Source organism: Nitriliruptor sp., assembly GCF_040882075.1.
GTDB lineage: Bacteria > Actinomycetota > Nitriliruptoria > Nitriliruptorales > Nitriliruptoraceae > Nitriliruptor.
In genome coordinates this window covers 1-16,069 of the sequence record NZ_JBBEBZ010000155.1, presented here as the reverse complement: position 1 = coordinate 16,069, position 16,069 = coordinate 1, and the positions used below count along the sequence as shown (strand labels likewise).

At 72.2% G+C, this 16,069-nt stretch carries 15 protein-coding genes; 6 read left to right on the top strand and 9 right to left on the bottom strand.

Going from position 1 to position 16,069, the window contains the following annotated elements:
* Positions 1-21: 21 nt before the first annotated feature.
* On the bottom strand, positions 22-756 hold the full coding sequence (locus WEB03_RS09425; protein WP_368070698.1) for a MerR family transcriptional regulator: 735 nt from the start codon (positions 754-756) through the stop codon (positions 22-24).
* A 156-nt stretch (positions 757-912) separates the two neighbouring features.
* Here WEB03_RS09425 and WEB03_RS09420 point away from each other — a divergent pair, with 156 nt between their 5' ends.
* The 3 genes from WEB03_RS09420 (at position 913) to WEB03_RS09410 (ending at position 6,234) form a co-directional block, all read left to right on the top strand.
* A complete protein-coding gene (locus WEB03_RS09420) occupies positions 913-2,124 on the top strand; it encodes an acetyl-CoA C-acetyltransferase (protein WP_368070697.1) in 1,212 nt (403 codons plus the stop codon).
* A 26-nt stretch (positions 2,125-2,150) separates the two neighbouring features.
* On the top strand, positions 2,151-4,340 hold the full coding sequence (locus WEB03_RS09415) for a 3-hydroxyacyl-CoA dehydrogenase NAD-binding domain-containing protein (protein WP_368070696.1): 2,190 nt from the start codon (positions 2,151-2,153) through the stop codon (positions 4,338-4,340).
* A gap of 121 nt (positions 4,341-4,461) precedes the next feature.
* The gene (locus tag WEB03_RS09410; RefSeq protein WP_368070695.1) at positions 4,462-6,234 is read left to right on the top strand and encodes a sensor histidine kinase; all 1,773 of its coding nucleotides are present in this window, start codon (positions 4,462-4,464) and stop codon (positions 6,232-6,234) included.
* A 24-nt stretch (positions 6,235-6,258) separates the two neighbouring features.
* On the opposite strand, the gene WEB03_RS09405 is transcribed toward WEB03_RS09410, so the two are convergent.
* Positions 6,259-6,717, bottom strand: coding sequence for a MaoC family dehydratase (locus WEB03_RS09405; RefSeq protein WP_368070694.1), 459 nt, complete (start codon positions 6,715-6,717; stop codon positions 6,259-6,261).
* 30 nt (positions 6,718-6,747) lie between these two features.
* Positions 6,748-7,803: a glutathione S-transferase family protein gene (locus WEB03_RS09400; protein ID WP_368070693.1), complete on the bottom strand. Its 1,056-nt coding sequence runs from the start codon at positions 7,801-7,803 to the stop codon at positions 6,748-6,750.
* 72 nt (positions 7,804-7,875) lie between these two features.
* Here WEB03_RS09400 and WEB03_RS09395 point away from each other — a divergent pair, with 72 nt between their 5' ends.
* Entirely contained in the window at positions 7,876-8,631 is a 756-nt protein-coding gene (locus WEB03_RS09395; RefSeq protein WP_368070692.1) for a tyrosine-protein phosphatase, read from the top strand.
* A 30-nt stretch (positions 8,632-8,661) separates the two neighbouring features.
* Here WEB03_RS09395 and WEB03_RS09390 read toward each other — a convergent pair whose 3' ends face one another.
* The 3 genes from WEB03_RS09390 to WEB03_RS09380 form a co-directional block, all read right to left on the bottom strand.
* Entirely contained in the window at positions 8,662-9,867 is a 1,206-nt protein-coding gene (locus tag WEB03_RS09390; RefSeq protein ID WP_368070691.1) for an MFS transporter, read from the bottom strand.
* Positions 9,864-12,137 (bottom strand): heavy metal translocating P-type ATPase, encoded by a 2,274-nt coding sequence (locus WEB03_RS09385; protein ID WP_368070690.1) that lies wholly within the window; start codon positions 12,135-12,137, stop codon positions 9,864-9,866. The genes WEB03_RS09390 and WEB03_RS09385 overlap by 4 nt, the downstream gene beginning before the upstream one ends.
* A gap of 72 nt (positions 12,138-12,209) precedes the next feature.
* Positions 12,210-12,479 carry a metal-sensitive transcriptional regulator gene (locus tag WEB03_RS09380; protein WP_368070699.1) on the bottom strand — a complete coding sequence of 90 codons (270 nt, stop codon included), beginning with the start codon at positions 12,477-12,479 and terminating at the stop codon, positions 12,210-12,212.
* 205 nt (positions 12,480-12,684) lie between these two features.
* Here WEB03_RS09380 and WEB03_RS09375 point away from each other — a divergent pair, with 205 nt between their 5' ends.
* Together WEB03_RS09375 and WEB03_RS09370 are read left to right on the top strand one after the other, a co-directional pair.
* A complete protein-coding gene (locus WEB03_RS09375) occupies positions 12,685-12,939 on the top strand; it encodes a Rho termination factor N-terminal domain-containing protein (protein WP_368070689.1) in 255 nt (84 codons plus the stop codon).
* Between the two features lie 98 nt (positions 12,940-13,037).
* Positions 13,038-13,412 carry a hypothetical protein gene (locus WEB03_RS09370; RefSeq protein WP_368070688.1) on the top strand — a complete coding sequence of 125 codons (375 nt, stop codon included), beginning with the start codon at positions 13,038-13,040 and terminating at the stop codon, positions 13,410-13,412.
* 25 nt (positions 13,413-13,437) lie between these two features.
* On the opposite strand, the gene WEB03_RS09365 is transcribed toward WEB03_RS09370, so the two are convergent.
* The 3 genes from WEB03_RS09365 to WEB03_RS09355 all read right to left on the bottom strand — a co-directional run.
* Positions 13,438-13,758 (bottom strand): hypothetical protein, encoded by a 321-nt coding sequence (locus tag WEB03_RS09365; protein ID WP_368070687.1) that lies wholly within the window; start codon positions 13,756-13,758, stop codon positions 13,438-13,440.
* A 10-nt stretch (positions 13,759-13,768) separates the two neighbouring features.
* On the bottom strand, positions 13,769-15,043 hold the full coding sequence (locus WEB03_RS09360) for a hypothetical protein (protein WP_368070686.1): 1,275 nt from the start codon (positions 15,041-15,043) through the stop codon (positions 13,769-13,771).
* A partial coding sequence (locus WEB03_RS09355) for an FHIPEP family type III secretion protein (protein WP_368070685.1) occupies positions 15,024-16,069 on the bottom strand: 1,046 nt, incomplete at its 5' end. The genes WEB03_RS09355 and WEB03_RS09360, both read right to left, overlap by 20 nt.

Sequence of the window (16,069 nt, the reverse complement as noted above, 5' to 3'; positions counted from 1 at the left end):
CTCGGGTGGCCTCGGCGCGGGTCAGGCGCGATCGACCCGGTCACGGACGGCGCGGTCCACGGCCCGTTGCATGGCCTGGACGACGGCCTGGATCGTCAGCGGCCGCAGGCGCGCGATGACCTCCGACAGGGCCGCGCGCTGATCCGGTGGCAGCTCGCCGTGCACGTACGGCCGGAAGAGGTGTTCGCGGAGCAGCTCGGCGAGGTCCTCGGCGAGCGCGGTCGTGGCCCCGTCGATGAGCTCGCGGGACCGTTCCAACATCTCGCGCGGGACCGCGAGGTCGACCAGTTGCAACCCGAGCTCGAGATCAGCGGGACGGGCGAGGCACCGTCCGCTCGCCAGGACCTCGACCACGCCGGTCGCCGCGAGCGCGTCCAGGTCCTCATCGCTCAGCGGCCGACCAGCGAACTCGGCGAGCTGTGCCCGGGTCAGCTCCTCCGGTGGGTCGGCCACCCACGGGGACAGCAGCGCGCCGTAGACGGCCACGTCGGCCGGGGACGCGTCGGCCGGCATCCGCTCGAGGAACCGCTCGATGGCCTGGAGCGTGAACCCCTTGGCCTGCAGATCCCGGACGAGGACGAGCCGAGCGAGGTGGTCCGGGCCGTAGAGACCGGTGCGGCCCCGGAGCAGCGGCGGTGGCAGCAGGCCCTTGGTCGCGTAGAAGCGGACGGTGCGGACCGTGACACCCGCCGCAGCCGCGAGCTCATCGACGGTCCGCAGACCCTCGACCTGCTCGAACAGTTCCGTCGCGCTCACCGCACCACCTCTCCCTCGCCGCGCGCCGCAGTTGCGGTTCGAGGCAGCGGTGATGTTACATCCCCACTGTCACGTTGCGGCGCCTCGGATCCGGGGCGCCCGAGCCGGTGGGAGGCAGCCCGCCCCCGGCGACCACCGCTTGAGAGAGGACCTCCGGTGACGGACGCCTACGTCTACGACGCCATCCGCACGCCCCGCGGCAAGGGCAAGAGCACGGGATCGCTCCACACGGTCAAGCCGGTGTCGCTGGTGACCGGGTTGATGGACGCCCTCCGCGAGCGCAACGAGGGGCTCGACCCCGCGCAGATCGACGACGTCGTCCTCGGTGTCGTCGAACCCCACGGCGAGCAGGGCGGTTCGATCGCCCGCACCGCCGCCATCGCCGCCGGGCTGCCCGAGCTGGTCGCCGGCGTCCAGCTCAACCGCTACTGCGGGTCGGGGCTCGAGGCGGTCAACCAGGCATCGGCCCGCATCCGCTCCGGCTGGGAGGACCTCCTCCTCGCTGGCGGCGTCGAGTCGATGTCACGCGTGCCGATGGCCTCCGGAGGCGACCCGTGGGCCATGGACCCCGAGACCAACTACGCGACCTCGTTCGTGCCCCAGGGCATCTCGGCCGACCTCATCGCCACCCGTGAGGGGTACTCGCGCGAGGACGTCGACGCCTTCGCGCTCGAATCGCAGATCCGGGCCGGCAAGGCGTGGGCCGACGGGCGCTTCGAGCGCTCCGTCATCCCGGTCCGTGACATCACCGGCCGGGTCGTGCTCGACCGCGACGAGACGGTGCGTCCGGACGCGACGATGGAGGCCCTCGGGTCACTGAACCCCTCGTTCGCCGGCATCGGCGAGATGGGCGGCTTCAACGCCGTGGCGCTCCAGCGGTACACCGAGGTCGAGACGATCGACCACGTCCACCACGCGGGCAACAGCTCGGGGATCGTGGACGGCGCCTCGCTGGTGCTGCTCGGATCGCAGGAGGCCGGCGAGCGGGGCGGCCTCACCCCCCGCGCCCGCATCGTGTCGGCGGCGGTCATCGGCTCCGAGCCGACCATCATGCTGACCGGTCCGGCGCCCGCCTGCTTCAAGGCGCTCGGCAAGGCCGGCATGTCCGTGGGTGACATCGACCTGGTGGAGATCAACGAGGCGTTCGCGGCCGTCGCCCTGAAGCTGATGCGCGACCTCGGCGTCTCCCACGACATCACCAACGTCAACGGTGGCGCGATCGCCATGGGCCACCCCCTCGGCGCGACCGGCGCGATGCTGCTCGGGACCGTCGTCGACGAGCTCGAGCGCCGCGACCTGACCACCGGCCTCGTGACGCTGTGCATCGGCGGCGGCATGGGCATCGCCACGATCGTCGAACGCGTGTGAACGGGGGAGCAACTCCCCCTTCCGCGATGACACGTGAGGACAACGCTGTGAGCACCGACACCATCACGTACGACCGCGACGCCGACGGCGTCGTGACCCTGACGCTCGACGACCCGACCCAGCCGGTCAACACCATGCGGGCGCAGTTCGTCGACGACCTCGAGTCGATCGTCACCCAGCTGCGCGGCGAGGAGGACCTCACGGGCGTCCTCGTCACGTCCGCGAAATCGACCTTCTTCGCCGGCGGCGACCTGCGCGAGCTGATCCAGGCCGGCCCGGACGACGTCGAGGCCGTCGCCGCCAACAGCGCCCGCATCAAGGACGCCCTCCGCGGCCTCGAGACGCTCGGTAAGCCGGTCGTCGCCGTGCTGAACGGCACCGCGCTCGGCGGCGGACTGGAGATCGCGCTCGCCTGCCACCGCCGCATCGCGGTCGAGAACCCCAAGGCCGTGTTCGGCACGCCCGAGGTCACCCTCGGCCTGCTCCCCGGTGCGGGCGGCGTCGTGCGGACCGTCCGGATGCTCGGCATCGTGCCGGCACTCCTCGGCGTGCTGCTGCAGGGCCAGCAGATGAAGCTGGCCAAGGCGCTCGAGGTCGGCATCGTCGACGAGGCGCACGGGGACCTCGACGCCGCGATGGCAGCGGCACGGGCGTTCATCGCCGACAACCCGGAGTCACACCAGCCCTGGGACGTGAAGGGCTACAAGATCCCCGGCGGAGGCCCGTCGCACCCGGCGTTCGCGGCCAACTCGCCGGCCATCCCGGCCAACCTCAAGAAGCAGAGCAAGGGCGCCCACTACGACGCGCCGCACCACATCATGTGCGCCGCCGTCGAGGGTGCCGGCGTCCCGGTGGACCGGGCCTTCGAGATCGAGACGCGCTACTTCGTCGACCTGGTCTGCAACTCGCCGCAGGCCAAGAACATGACCCAGGCGTTCTTCTTCGACCTGCAGGCGATCAACAAGGGTGAGTCCCGTCCCGACGGGTACGACACCTGGCAGGCCACCAAGGTCGCCGTCCTCGGTGCCGGGATGATGGGGGCCGGTATCGCCTACCAGTGCGCCAAATCCGGTATCGAGGTGGTGCTCAAGGACATCTCGGTCGAGAACGCGCAGAGGGGCAAGAGCTACTCGGAGAAGCTCGTGGCCAAAGGCATCGAGCGCGGCAAGGTGACCGAGGAGAAGGGTCAGGCCCTGCTCGACCGGATCACCCCGACGGCGTCCTACGACGACCTCGCCGGCTGCGACCTCGTCATCGAGGCGGTGTTCGAATCGACCGAGCTCAAGCACCAGGTCTTCGGTGACACCGAACCGGTCGTCGCCGACGATGCGCTCCTCGGCTCCAACACCTCGACGCTGCCGATCACCGAGCTCGCGAAAGGCGTGGAGCGGCCCGAGGACTTCATCGGTCTGCACTTCTTCTCGCCGGTCGACAAGATGCCGCTGGTCGAGATCATCCGCGGCGGGCAGACGTCCGACGCGGCGCTGGCCAAGGCGATCGACCTGGTCCAGCAGATCAAGAAGACCCCGATCGTGGTCAACGACTCGCGTGGGTTCTTCACCTCGCGGGTCATCGGCACGTTCCTCAACGAGGCCGTGGCCATGCTCGCCGAGGGCGTGCACCCGGTCTCGATCGAACGGGCGGGCGAGAAGGCGGGGTACCCGGCGGCGCCGCTGCAGCTGATGGACGAGCTGACCCTGACCCTGCCGCGGAAGATCGCGGCGGAGTTCGAGGCAGCCGCCGAGCGCGACGGCATCCCCTTCGAGCGCCACCCCGCCCAGGACGTGCTCGACCGGATGGTCGAGGAGTTCGAGCGCGAGGGGAAGTCGGCCGGCGCGGGCTTCTACGACTACGACGAGGCCGGCAAGCGCACGAAGCTGTGGCCGGGCCTGCTCGAGCACGTCCGCCGCGAAGAGGTGACGATCCCGCAGGAGGACATGGTCGAGCGCATGCTGTTCGCCGAGGCGCTCGAGACCGTCAAGTGCTTCGACGAAGGTGTGCTCATCACCCCGCAGGACGCCAACATCGGGTCGATCTTCGGTATCGGGTTCCCGGCGTGGACCGGCGGCGTCGTCCAGTACATCGACCAGTACGAGGGCGGCACGACCGGCTTCGTGGCCCGCTGCAAGGAGCTCGCCGACCGGTACGGGGACCGCTTCGTCCCCCCGGCATCGCTCGCGGCCAAGGCTGAGGCAGGGGAGCCGTTCCGCAGCTGAGTCGCCGTCGTCGCCCCTCGTTCGGCCGTTCGGTCGGTTGTCCGCCCACACGCGGTCGTAGCCTCCCGTCCCGTAACCTCCCGAGGATCCGGACCGTCGGGGGAGACGAAGCGGAGCAGGCGTGAGCATCCTCGAGGTCCTTCAGTGGACCCAGGCGCTGCTGTTCATCACGCTCGCCGTGGCGGCGCTGTCCGCGTGGCGTCGGCATCGGACCGCGCCAGCCGCGTACGTCGCTGGCGCGTTCGGGGTCCTCGCCGCCGCGGTCCTCAACGCCCGCATCAGTGAACTGATCGCCGGGGAACCCCCCGAGTTCGTCAGCGACCTCGCCATCGCCGCGATCGTCTCCTTCCCGTGGTTGCTGGCCGCGTTCGCGTGGTCGTTCGCCGGCCGGCTCCCGACCTGGCTGAAGGCCGCCGGCGTGCTGACCCTCGGGCTCGGGCTGCTGGCGTTCGTCGTGCCACCGCTCGGGGAGGTAGCCGAACGGGGTCCCGTCGAGAGCGCCTACGTCGGCGCCATCCTCGCCCTGTGGGCGGCCCTCACGCTGGCCGCCGCCGTCCACCTGTGGCGCGCGGGCCGCGGCCAACCCGTGGTGCGGGCCCGCACGCGGTTGCTGGCCCTGGGAGCGCTCGTGCTGGCGCTGGCGCTCGTCGTCGCTGGACTGGTGCCAGACGACAACGAGGTGCTGCCGATCCTGATCGCGCTGGCCACCATCGTGGCCGCGACGTTGTTCGCCGCCGGGTACGCCCCACCGGCTCCCCTCCGCCTCTACTGGCGCCAGCTCCCGGCCCAGCGCATGCACGAGATGCAGACCGCGCTGGTCGCGGCGCTGACCCCTCACGAAGCCGCCGAGGCGGTGGTCCCCGTCCTGGCCGACACCTTCGGCGGAGGTGCGACCTGCCTCGATCCGAGCGGCGCGGTCGCTGCCTGCTGCCGCCTCCCCGAGGAGGCCGCAGCCGCGATCGTCGACCAGCTCCGGTCCGGCGCGACCGAGATCGCCGGTGTCCAGGTCCTGGCGGTGGACGGCTGGTGGCTGGCCGTGCAAGGGTCGCCGTACGCCCCGCTGTTCGGCGAGGACGAGCGCGAACTCCTCGAGCGGTTCGGCCTCCAGCTCCGGCTCGCCGTCCAACGAGCCGAACTGTTCGTGGCCCACGGCCGAGCCAGGGAGGAGGTCGAGGAGGCCAGTCGGGACCTCCAGGCCATGCTGGTCGGGCTCGCCCACGACCTGCGCAGCCCGGCCGTCACCATCAGCACCTACGCCGCGCTGCTGCCGGACGCGGAGGACGACGACCGCGACCAGATGCTCGAGGGGCTGCGTGACGGCTCCGCCTACCTCGACCGGTTGGTCGACGGGCTGCTCGCCCTCTCACGCGTCGGCCGCAACGACGGCGAGCCCGAGCCGGTCGACCTCGGCGAGGTCGTCTCGGGCGTGGCCCGACGCCTCGTAGCGAGCTTCCCCGGCCTCGACGTCCGGGTCCTCGATGCGCTCCCGGTGCTCTGCCTCGACCGGCTCCGCATCGAGCAGGTCGTGGACAACCTGCTCGGCAACGCCGCCAAGCACGGCGGTCGCGAGGACCTGCGCGTCGAGGTGTCGTGGGACCCGTCGTCGTCCGGCGGTGGGGTGCTCCGGTTCGCCGACGACGGGCGGGGGGTCAGCGAGGACGAGCGTGAGGCGGTGTTCACACTGTTCCGTCGCGGGACCACCTCGGCTGCCGGGAGCGGCGTCGGTCTCGGACTCGTGCGCCGGATCATCGAGAACCACGGTGGACGCGTCCGCTTGGCCCCGAGCGACCGTGGCGCCTGCGTCGAGATCACCCTCCCCGAGGACCTGGTCGTGACCGACGACGTCGACGCAACACCACACAGGGCTGCAGAGGTCATCCGCCCCACCGGCTGACACCTCCGCCGTCCCCGCCCCGCGCTACGCGGCGAACAGCTGGGCGATCGTCTCCGCCACGCAGGCGGGCTTGTCGCTGCCCTCGAGCTCGACGGTCGATCGCAGCCACACCCGCAGGCCTCCGCCGGCTGGCGTGCTGCGCGCGAGCTCGCTCGACACCCGCACCCGGGACCCGACCGGGACAGGCGCGACGAAGCGCACCTTGTCGAGGCCGTAGTTGACCGCCATCCCGACCCCGTCGACGCGGTAGACCTCCTGGACGAGGCGCGGGAGCAGCGACAGGGTCAGGAACCCGTGCGCGATCGTCCCCCCGAAGGGTCCCGATGCCGCCCGTTCCGGATCGATGTGGATCCACTGGTGGTCACCGGTCGCCTCGGCGAAGGTGTCGATCGTCGCCTGGTCGATCGCCACCCAGCTGCTGACCCCGAGCGGGGTACCGTCCGGGGTGGCTGCCAGTTCCTCGACGCTCGCGAAGACTCGCACGGTTCGTCCCTGTCGATCGGTGGTCGGTGGTCAGCGATCTTCGAGGATCGCCAGCGCCGGGTTGTGGTCGGCCGGGACGACCTCGTCGGCCGGCGGCGGACCGGGCGGGACGCCGTCACCGAACGGTTCGCCGCCGAGCGCTTCCCGGCCGTGCGGGGAAGCCCACTCCGTCAGGTCCGGGCCGAGCGGCACGATGCCCGTGGGGTTGATGTCGAGGTGGACCTCGTAGTAGTGCGACTTGATGTGCGCGAAGTCGATGGTGTCGCCGAAGCCGGGGGTCTGGAACAGGTCCCGCGCGTAGCCCCAGAGCGCCGGCATCTCGTTCAGCTTGCTCCGGTTGCACTTGAAGTGACCGTGGTAGACCGGATCGAACCGCACCAGCGTGGTGAACAGCCGGACGTCCGCTTCTGTGATCGTGTCCCCGACGAGGTAGCGCTGATCGGTCAGCCGGTCCTCGAGCCAGTCGAGCCGATCGAACAGCCGGTGGTAGGCGCGCTCGTAGCTCTCCTGCTTGCCGGCGAACCCGCAGCGGTACACCCCGTTGTTCACGTCCTCGTACACCACCTGCATGACCTCGTCGATCTCGTCGCGCAGGGGTTCGGGGTAGAGGTCCGGGGCGCCCTCGCGGTGGTGGTCACGCCACTGCGTCGACAGGTCCAAGGTGAGCTGCGGGTAGTCGTTGGTCACGACCTGCCCGGACGGCACGTCGACGATCGCCGGGACCGTGATGCCCTTCGGGTAGCCGGGGAAGGCCGCCTCGTAGACGTCCTTGAGCCGCGGGATACCGAGCACCGGGTCGACCTCACCCGGATCGAGATCGAAGGTCCAGCTGTCGGCGTCGTGGGTCGGACCGGCGACCGCCATCGAGATGGCGTCCTCGAGGCCGAGCAGGCGGCGAACGATGATGGCCCGGTTCGCCCAGGGGCACGCGCGGGCCACCGCGAGCCGGTAGCGACCGGCCTCGACCGGCCAGTCGGCGCGCGGGTCGGACCCGTCGGGGACCTCGCTGACCCCGGCCACGATCCGGCGCTCGATGTAGTCGGTGTCGCGCTCGAACTCGGCCTCCACGTACGAACCCTGGCCCACGCCCGTCTCCTGTCGTCGGTCCGCGACGGTAGCGTCGACGGGTCCACGCTCCCGGCCCATCCGGACCCGCCCGTGCCACCGTCGACCGACCCCGCCACCATCACCACCGGGACCCAGCCCGGGCTCCTGAACCTGCGCGACCTCGGGGGGACGCCGACGCGCGATGGTGACGTGATCGCCCCGGGCCGCCTCCTGCGCGCCGCCGAGCCGGTCGGTCTCTCGACCGCCGAGCTGGACCAGCTCCGCACGCTCGGGGTCCGCTCGCGGCTCGACCTGCGCGGCGACCAGAGCGCACGGGCCTGCGCCGAGCTCGACGCTGCCGGCCTCGAGGTGCATAGGCACCCGTTCCGTGACCTGCTCGCCGCCGAGGACCTTCCGCCGCTCGAGACGGCCGAACAGCTCGGCCGCCACTACCTGACGACCGTCCGAGGCAGCGTCGGATCGCTCCTCGGGGCGCTCCAGGCGATCGCGGGTGAGGCGACGCTCGGGGTGCTCGTGCACTGCGCCTGGGGCAAGGACCGCGCCGGCATCGTGGTCGCCTCGACGCTCGAGCTGCTCGGTGTCGACCGTGACCTGGTCGTCGCCGACTACGCCCGGACGGGACCGGCCGTCGGTGCGCTGCTGGACCGCGTGCTCGCCCGTCTCCCCGCCGAGGTCGCCGCCCGCGCGGACCGGGACCGGCTCGCGTTGCAGGCGCCGGCGGCGACGATGGCGACCTTCCTGGCGGAGGTGGACACGCAGCACGGCGGCATCGCTGGCCTGCTGGCCGAGGCAGGTGCCGACGCCGCCGATCTCCGCGACCAGCTCCGCGGACGGCTGCTCCGCTGAGGGCCGGGTGCTCGCGGCCCGCGGTCGCAGTCAGTGGATGATGGTGGGGACGGGCATCGGGCCGCGTTCGGTGATGAGCCGTCGACCCGGACCGAACGTGAGCCACAGCGTGACGAGCGTCGCGACGAGGGTGAGACCGCCGAGCGCGCCACCGAAGTCGGTCCCGGCCGACGACGCGGACAGCACCACGGGGGCCGAGAACCCGAGGTAGGTGACGGCGTAGAACGTCGCGATCAGGGCACCGCGCCCCTCGACCGCGGCCAGCCACTGGGTCGCGGTGAGCCCGGAGGCCAACGTCAACCCGTAGGCGGCGCCGAGCAGCACCGCGGCCGGGATCAGCAGCGCCGGGGCTCCCGCGCGTGTGGCCAGCAAGCCGAGCCCGACGCCCAGAACTCCGCACGCGGCGCCGAGCGGCGCGGCACGCACGATGCCCAGGCGGGCGACGAGCGGCTGCACGAGGACACCCACGCCGAGGCTCAGCCCCGCCACGACACCGGTGATCGCCAGGTCGCTGCCCGGCATCGCGGAACGCAGGCCGAGCGGCAGGATGGTCACCGCCACGGAGGGGAAGGTGAAGACGCACAGCGCGACCGGCAGCACGAACGTGAGGAAGGCCGGTCGGGCCGCGAGCGGGACCCCGAGGTTCACCAGCGGTCCACGGCCCACGCGACGCAGCACGGTCTCGGGCACGCGCAGGAGCCCCGCGACCGCGAGGGCCAGCAGCGTCAGGTGGACCAGGTAGGGCAGCACCGTCGGCGCCGGCGCCCACTGCGCGAGGAGGCCGGAGCTGAGCGGACCCAGCGCGAAGCCGAGGCTCAGCGCCGTCGCCGCCCGACGGGATGCGACCCCCGCTTCGCCGACCAACTCACCGAACCAGGCGCTGCCGACGCTGAAGACCACCCCGGACACCGCCCCTTGCAGCAGCCGGCCGATCAGCAGCGCCACGAGCGAACGCGACGCGAACAGCAGCACGACCGACGCCAGCGCCGACGCAAGCACGAACGGGACGACCAGTGCCCGTCGACCCCGTCGGTCCGACAGCGGACCGGCGACCAGCAACGCGGGCACGAGGCCGACCGCGTAGACCGCGAACATCACCGTCAGCAACGTCGCCGACATCCCGAGCCGGTCGCGGTAGATCAACAGCAGCGGCGTCGGCACGTTCGTCCCGAACGCGACCGCGAACAGGGTGAGCCACAGGCCCCGTTGGCGGCGCTGCTGCGTCGCGGGCGTCACCCGTTGAAGCGACGCAGGCGCAACGAGTTGGTCACGACCGACACCGACGAGAACGCCATCGCGGCGCCCGCCACGATCGGGTTGAGCAGGCCGGACACCGCCAACGGGATGGCCGCGCTGTTGTACGCGAACGCCCAGAACAGGTTCTGCACGATGATCCGGTAGGTGCGTCGCGACAGGGCGATCGCCGTGGCGATGCCGTCGAGATCCGCGCGCATGAGCGTCAGGTCGCTCGACTCGATGGCGACGTCCGTGCCGGTCCCGATGGCGATGCCGAGGTCGGACTGGACCAGCGCCGGTGCGTCGTTGACCCCGTCCCCGACCATCGCGACGATCTTGCCCTCGGCCTGGAGGCGGGCGACCTCGTCGCGCTTGTCCTCCGGGAGCACCTCGGCGAGCACGTGGTCGATGCCGACCTGTGCGGCGATCGCGTCGGCGGTGCGTCGGTTGTCGCCGGTGATCATCGCCACGTCGAGGCCGAGGCGGTGCAGCCGTGCGACGGCCTCCGCCGCACCGTCCTTCAAGGTGTCGGCCACGGCCAGCACGCCGCGGACCTCGCCGTCCCAGCCGGCGAAGACCGCCGTGCGGCCGAGACCCTCGAGCTCGCTGGCTGCAGCCTCGAGATCGTCGGGGAGCGAGAGGCCGCGACCGCCCATCATCGTGCGGCGACCGACGACGACCTCGACGTCGCCGACCGAACCGGTGACGCCCTGGCCGGCGGTGGCGCTGAAGCCGCGCACGTCCGGGAGCGTCCCGCCGAGCCGTTCGCGAGCACCCGCCGCGAGCGCCTGACCGACGGGGTGCTCGGAATCGGCTTCCACGGCGCCCGCGTGGCCGAGCAGGGTCGCCTCGTCGGTCCCCGAGGCGACGACGTCGGTCAGGGTCATCTCACCGCGCGTCAGCGTGCCGGTCTTGTCGAGGATGATGGTGTCGACCGACCGGGTGCGCTCGAGCACCTCGATGGACCGGATGAGGATGCCGAGCTGTGCGCCGCGACCGGTACCCACCATCGTGGCCATCGGGGTGGCGAGGCCGAGCGCGCAGGGGCAGGCGATGATGAGGACCGCGACGGACGCGTAGATCGCCTTGCTGGCATCGCCACCGAGGACGGCCCAGCCGGTGAAGGTCAGGATCGCGATGGCGAGCACGGCGGGCACGAAGATGCCCGACACCCGATCCGCGAGCCGCTGGACGTCGGACTTGCCGGCCTGCGCGTCCTCGACCATGCGTACGATCCGCGCGAGCGCCGTGTCGGCGCTGACGGCCGTCGCGCGCAGCGTCAGCGCACCCGAGGTGTTGATGGTCGCGCCCGCGACGGTGGAGCCCACGCTCTTGTCGACCGGGACGGACTCGCCGGTCAGCATCGATTCATCGACCGCGGAGGTCCCGTCGACGACCTCGCCGTCCACGGGGACCTTCTCCCCCGGCCGCACCTTCAGGGTGTCCCCGGCGACGATCTGCTCGATCGGGACCATCCGTTCGGTGCCGTCGGCGTCAACGAGGCGTGCCTCCTTCGCGCCGAGTTCGAGCAGCGACCGGATGGCGCGACCCGCACGTCCCTTGGCCCGGGCTTCGAGGTACCGCCCGAGGACGATGAAGGCGATGATGACGACCTGGGCCTCGAAGTAGAGTTCGTGCCCGCCGCGCAGCAGCTCGACCACGCTGAACAGGTACGCCGTCGAGGTGCCGATGGCGATGAGCGTGTCCATGTTGGCGGTGAGGTGCCGCGCCCGTCGGGCGGCCTCGTACAGGAACGGCCAGCCGACGTAGAACTGCACGGGTGTCGCGACGGCGAACGCCGTCCAGCCGACCCACCGCTGCATCATCAGGTCGCTGCCGGCGAGGTCGGCGACCATCAGCGCGAGCAGGAACGACGCGGGCCCGGCGACCAACGCGAGGCGCCGGCCCCAGAGCCGTCGGTGCTCCGCCTCGGCGCGGTCCGCCCGGTCAGCTCGGTCCTGCGCGGTCGGTCCGGAAGCAGGCTCGTGCGGACGCGGTCGCTCGACGTCATCCGTGGGGGTCGGTCCGTCGACCGGCGCCGAGGGGAGGTGCAGCTCGTAGCCGACCTTCGCGACCGCGTCCCGGAGCCCCTCGAGATCGACGTCGCCTGCGGTGGTGACCCGCACTCGACCGGTGGCGAAGTTCACCTGGGCGTCGCTGACCCCGTCCTGCTTGACCAGCGCGCGCTGCACCCGGGCGGAGCACGACCCGCAGGTCATGCCGTCGACGTCCAGGTCCAGCTCGGTCGTGGGCGTATCGGTGCTGCTCATCGGGGCGCTCCTCGTCGGCCAGGCGACCAGCCGAATATACCCACAGGGAGTATATGTCGCAACGTGATGAGGTCAGGTCTTGACGAGCCGCGCGATGGCCTGTGTGGCCTCGGTGACCAGCGCCCGCGTGCGTTCATCATCGCCCTCGGCGGCGGCGTTGGCCACGCAATGCCCGACGTGTTCGTCGAGCAGGCCGATAGCGACGTTCTGCAACGCACCGTTCACCGCGGCGATCTGCTGGAGCACGTCGATGCAGTAGACGTCCTCCTCGATCATCCGCTGCAGGCCGCGGACCTGGCCCTCGATCCGGCGCAGACGCTTGCGGTAGTCGTCCTTCGACATCGTGTAGCCCGGCACCTCGACTCCTCGGTTCGGCACCCCGACACGGTACTGGGGTAGGGCCTCGGCGGCCCCTGCCGGTGCGGGTCTCGCGGGCGCCACCCCCGCGAGACCGGTCACGGCCGTCGGGCGGGGGGTCGCGAGCTCCGCACATCCGTCGACCGCCCCAGACTCGGGAGCACAGCTCCCCGACGAGGAGGCACACCCGGTGGCCGAGGATCACGGACCGCAGATCAAGGACGACGAGCAGTACGAGGCGCTCCGCGAGCAGGGCGAATCCAAGGAGAAGGCCGCGCGGATCGCCAACACCGACCGCAGCACGGCGGGCGAGCGCGGCGGGAAGGCCGGCTCCTACGAGGACTGGACCGTCGACGACCTCCGCGAGCGGGCCAGCGAGCTCGACATCGAGGGGCGCTCGGACATGACCAAGGACGAGCTGATCGACGCGCTGCGGAACCACTGAGCCGACGTCACGAGCCGGCTACCGTGGGGTGTCCCACGCCCTCGCAACGGTCAAGGCCAGCCCTCGAGCTGCCGATGGAGGGGGCGGAAGGAGCCACCGTGTCCCTCACCTCGCTCGAGACGCGTCGCGTCCACCAGCTGCTCGCCGACGGCGAGGCCCTCGTCGCGTCGCTGGCGGGCTACGAGGTGGACGGCCGACGCCGTCGTTTCGTCGCCATCACCGACCGCCGCGCGCTCGCCGGGTGGTTCCGCTCGCCCGCGCCCGAGGAGTTCCCCCTCGATGGGCTCGAGGCGAGCTTCGACCCGGCGACCAGCGTCCTGACGCTGCGCCACGGCGACGACACCGCAGCACTACGCGACGTGCCAGCGGTGTCCGCCCACGCCATCGTCGACCTGCTCTCGCACCGGCAGCCGCCGCCACCGGAGAGCGACGCCGGGGCTCGCCCGCCGCGGATCCGGATCTTCACGCCCTGACGGCGCGGCACCCTCGGGCCGGCCGTCACCCCGTGGTGGCCGACTCCGTGGTCGATGCTGCCGCCGCACCGGACCTGGCATCCGGCGCATCGGTGCCGCGGGTCGCGTCGGGTGAGCGATGTGTGACGGGTCCCGCAGGGACGACCGAGCGCTCGAGCGAGGCGGCCATCCGGTCGACCCCCATGCCGGCGATGCGCCCGATGAGGGTGAGAGCCACGACCGTGAGCACAGCTCGCGTCGCCGCATCGACCGGGCTCACCGCCCCGGTCGCCAGCAACCAGGCGAGGGGCGCGAGGGCGATCAAGCCGACCACACCGATGGTTCGTCGCAGGGGTCCGATGGTCACGTCGTCCTCCTCACACGGTCGTACGTGGCAGCAGCGAACGGATGCTCAGCGCCACGTCGAGAGGGTTGGCACGGACCGGCGCGTTGCCCGTGGAGCGGCCGCTGCCGTAGCCGAGGACCAGGCCCAGCCGGCCCGCTGCAGCGAGCGCCTCGGGGAGCGCTTCGTCCCCCACCCACGACACGGCCAGGACGTCGTGGAGCAGGTAGCCGTACCACCCTCTCCCCCCGACGACCAGGTGGAGCCACCGGTCACCGGTGGACCGGGTGACCCACTCTCGCGGCGCGTCGGTGTCCGTCGCCCGCAGAGCGAGCGGCCCCATCGATGGTGCGGTCGCACCGTTCTCGCGCACCGTCACGCCGAGCGCGGCGCCGAGCCGGTGGGCGCGAGGCCCGACGAGCACACCGTCCTGCGTCGGCAGCGGTCGGCACCAGGTGCTGACGGCCCCGGCGATCGCCGCGACCCACGCGGCGTCGTCGGCGGGGTCCAGTCCGCGGCAGGCGGCGAGCACGGCCTCGGGCAGCCGCAGTCGACGCAGCTCCGCGACGTCCCACGCGGCCCCGTCGGCGACGAGGCGGCGCCCGTAGCTGACCGCACCGCTCGGCCGCGTCGCGCGCGCCAGCTCCGCGAGCGCGGCGACCCGTGCGGTGACGGGCAGGGAGACGGTCGGCGTGGGCTCCGGCTCGGGCTCGGGCTCCGGTTCGCGCTCCGACCTCGGCTCGGGCGCAGGATCCGACGCGCCGATCGGCTCCGGCTCCGACGCGGCGACCTGCTCTGGCTCCGGCTCCGACGCGGCGACCTGCTCTGGCTCCGGATCCGACGCGGCGACCGCGTGATCCTTCGGTGTCGGTGCGGTCGCGACGGCAGCGGCGAGCACGTCCCGGAGCCGCTGTTCACGCGTCGGTTCCATCTCGAGCTGCGCGGCGAACACCCGGCGGAAGTCCTGCTCACGATCGTCGGCCTGCTCGGTCATCGCCGTCAACGCGGCGGCGACCCCGCCCGGACCGACGGGACCCCCCGCTGCCACCTCCCCGGCGGAGCCGTGGGTGCCTGTGGTTCCGTCTCCGTCGGTACGCCCAGCCAGCTCTGCGCCGCGCGCCCGTGCGGTCAGCTCGACCACCTCGGTGGCGAAGAACCCCCTCCAGCCCCCACGCTGGACCTTGCGCGCGTCGAGGATCTCGGCATCGTCACCGAGCCGCGCACCGATGTGGGTGAGCGCTTCCTCGGCGGTGTCGGCCGCGACGACGAGCGCGCCGTCGGGCCGGGTGTCAAGCGTTGGCGTGGGCATCGTCGATCACTCCGATGGCATCGATGTGGACGTGGCTGGGCAGCTCGGGGTAGGCCAGGGTCGGCACCTCGAGGCCGAGGCCGGCGATGGCGCGGGCCAGCGGTGCCCGCAGCACCTGGCCGGCGACGACGGCGAGCGGGGCGGTGTCGCCGACGTGCCGTTCCACGTGCTGCTGTATCTGCGCGCCGAGCCGCTGGAGCCGTGCCGGGTCGACCACGAGGTGCAGCACCCCGTCGACCTCCTGGAGCGACTCGTGGAGCGCGGCCTCGAGCGCCGGATCGATCGTGACGACCGCGAGCCGGCCATCGGGGGCGATGCGCGAGACGATGGACGACCCGAGCGCGACGCGCGCCGCCGACGCGAGGTGCTCGACCGAACGCGTCTCCGAGGCCCGGCTACCGACCGCGTCGGCGATGCGACCGAGGTCGCGGATCGGGACCCGGTCCGCGAGCAGCCGGCGGAGGACGGCGTGGAAGACCGGCAGCGGCAGGAGGTCGCTGCCGATGTCGCCGGCGAGCAGCGGCTCGTCGTAACGCAGGCCCTCGACCAGCATCTGCACCTGCTGGCGTGACAGCAGCTCGTCGGCGTGTTGCCGGACCACCTCGGCGAGGTGGGTCACCACCACCGAGGAGCGGTCGACGACGGTCGCGCCGGCCGCGCCGGCCGCGCCGCGCGCCTCGATCGGGACCCAGAACGCTGGCAGGTTGAAGACCGGCTCGACGGTCTCTTCGGCGCCGAGCGCGGCCAGCTCGTGGCCCTCGCCGGAGGGCAGCGCCAGGACCCGGTCGCGGGGCGCCGTGCCACGGCCGACCTCGACACCGTGGAGCAGGATGCGGTAGGTCGCCGGGGGGAGGGAGACGTCGTCCCGGGTCCGCACGTAGGGCATCACGATGCCGAGGTCGTTGGCGATCTGTTGGCGCAACGCGCGGACGCGGTCGAGCAGGTCGCCGCCACGGGCGGGGTCGGTGAGGTCGAGGATGTCGTAGGCGAGGTGCAGCTCGAGCGGCTCGACCTTCATCTGCCCGA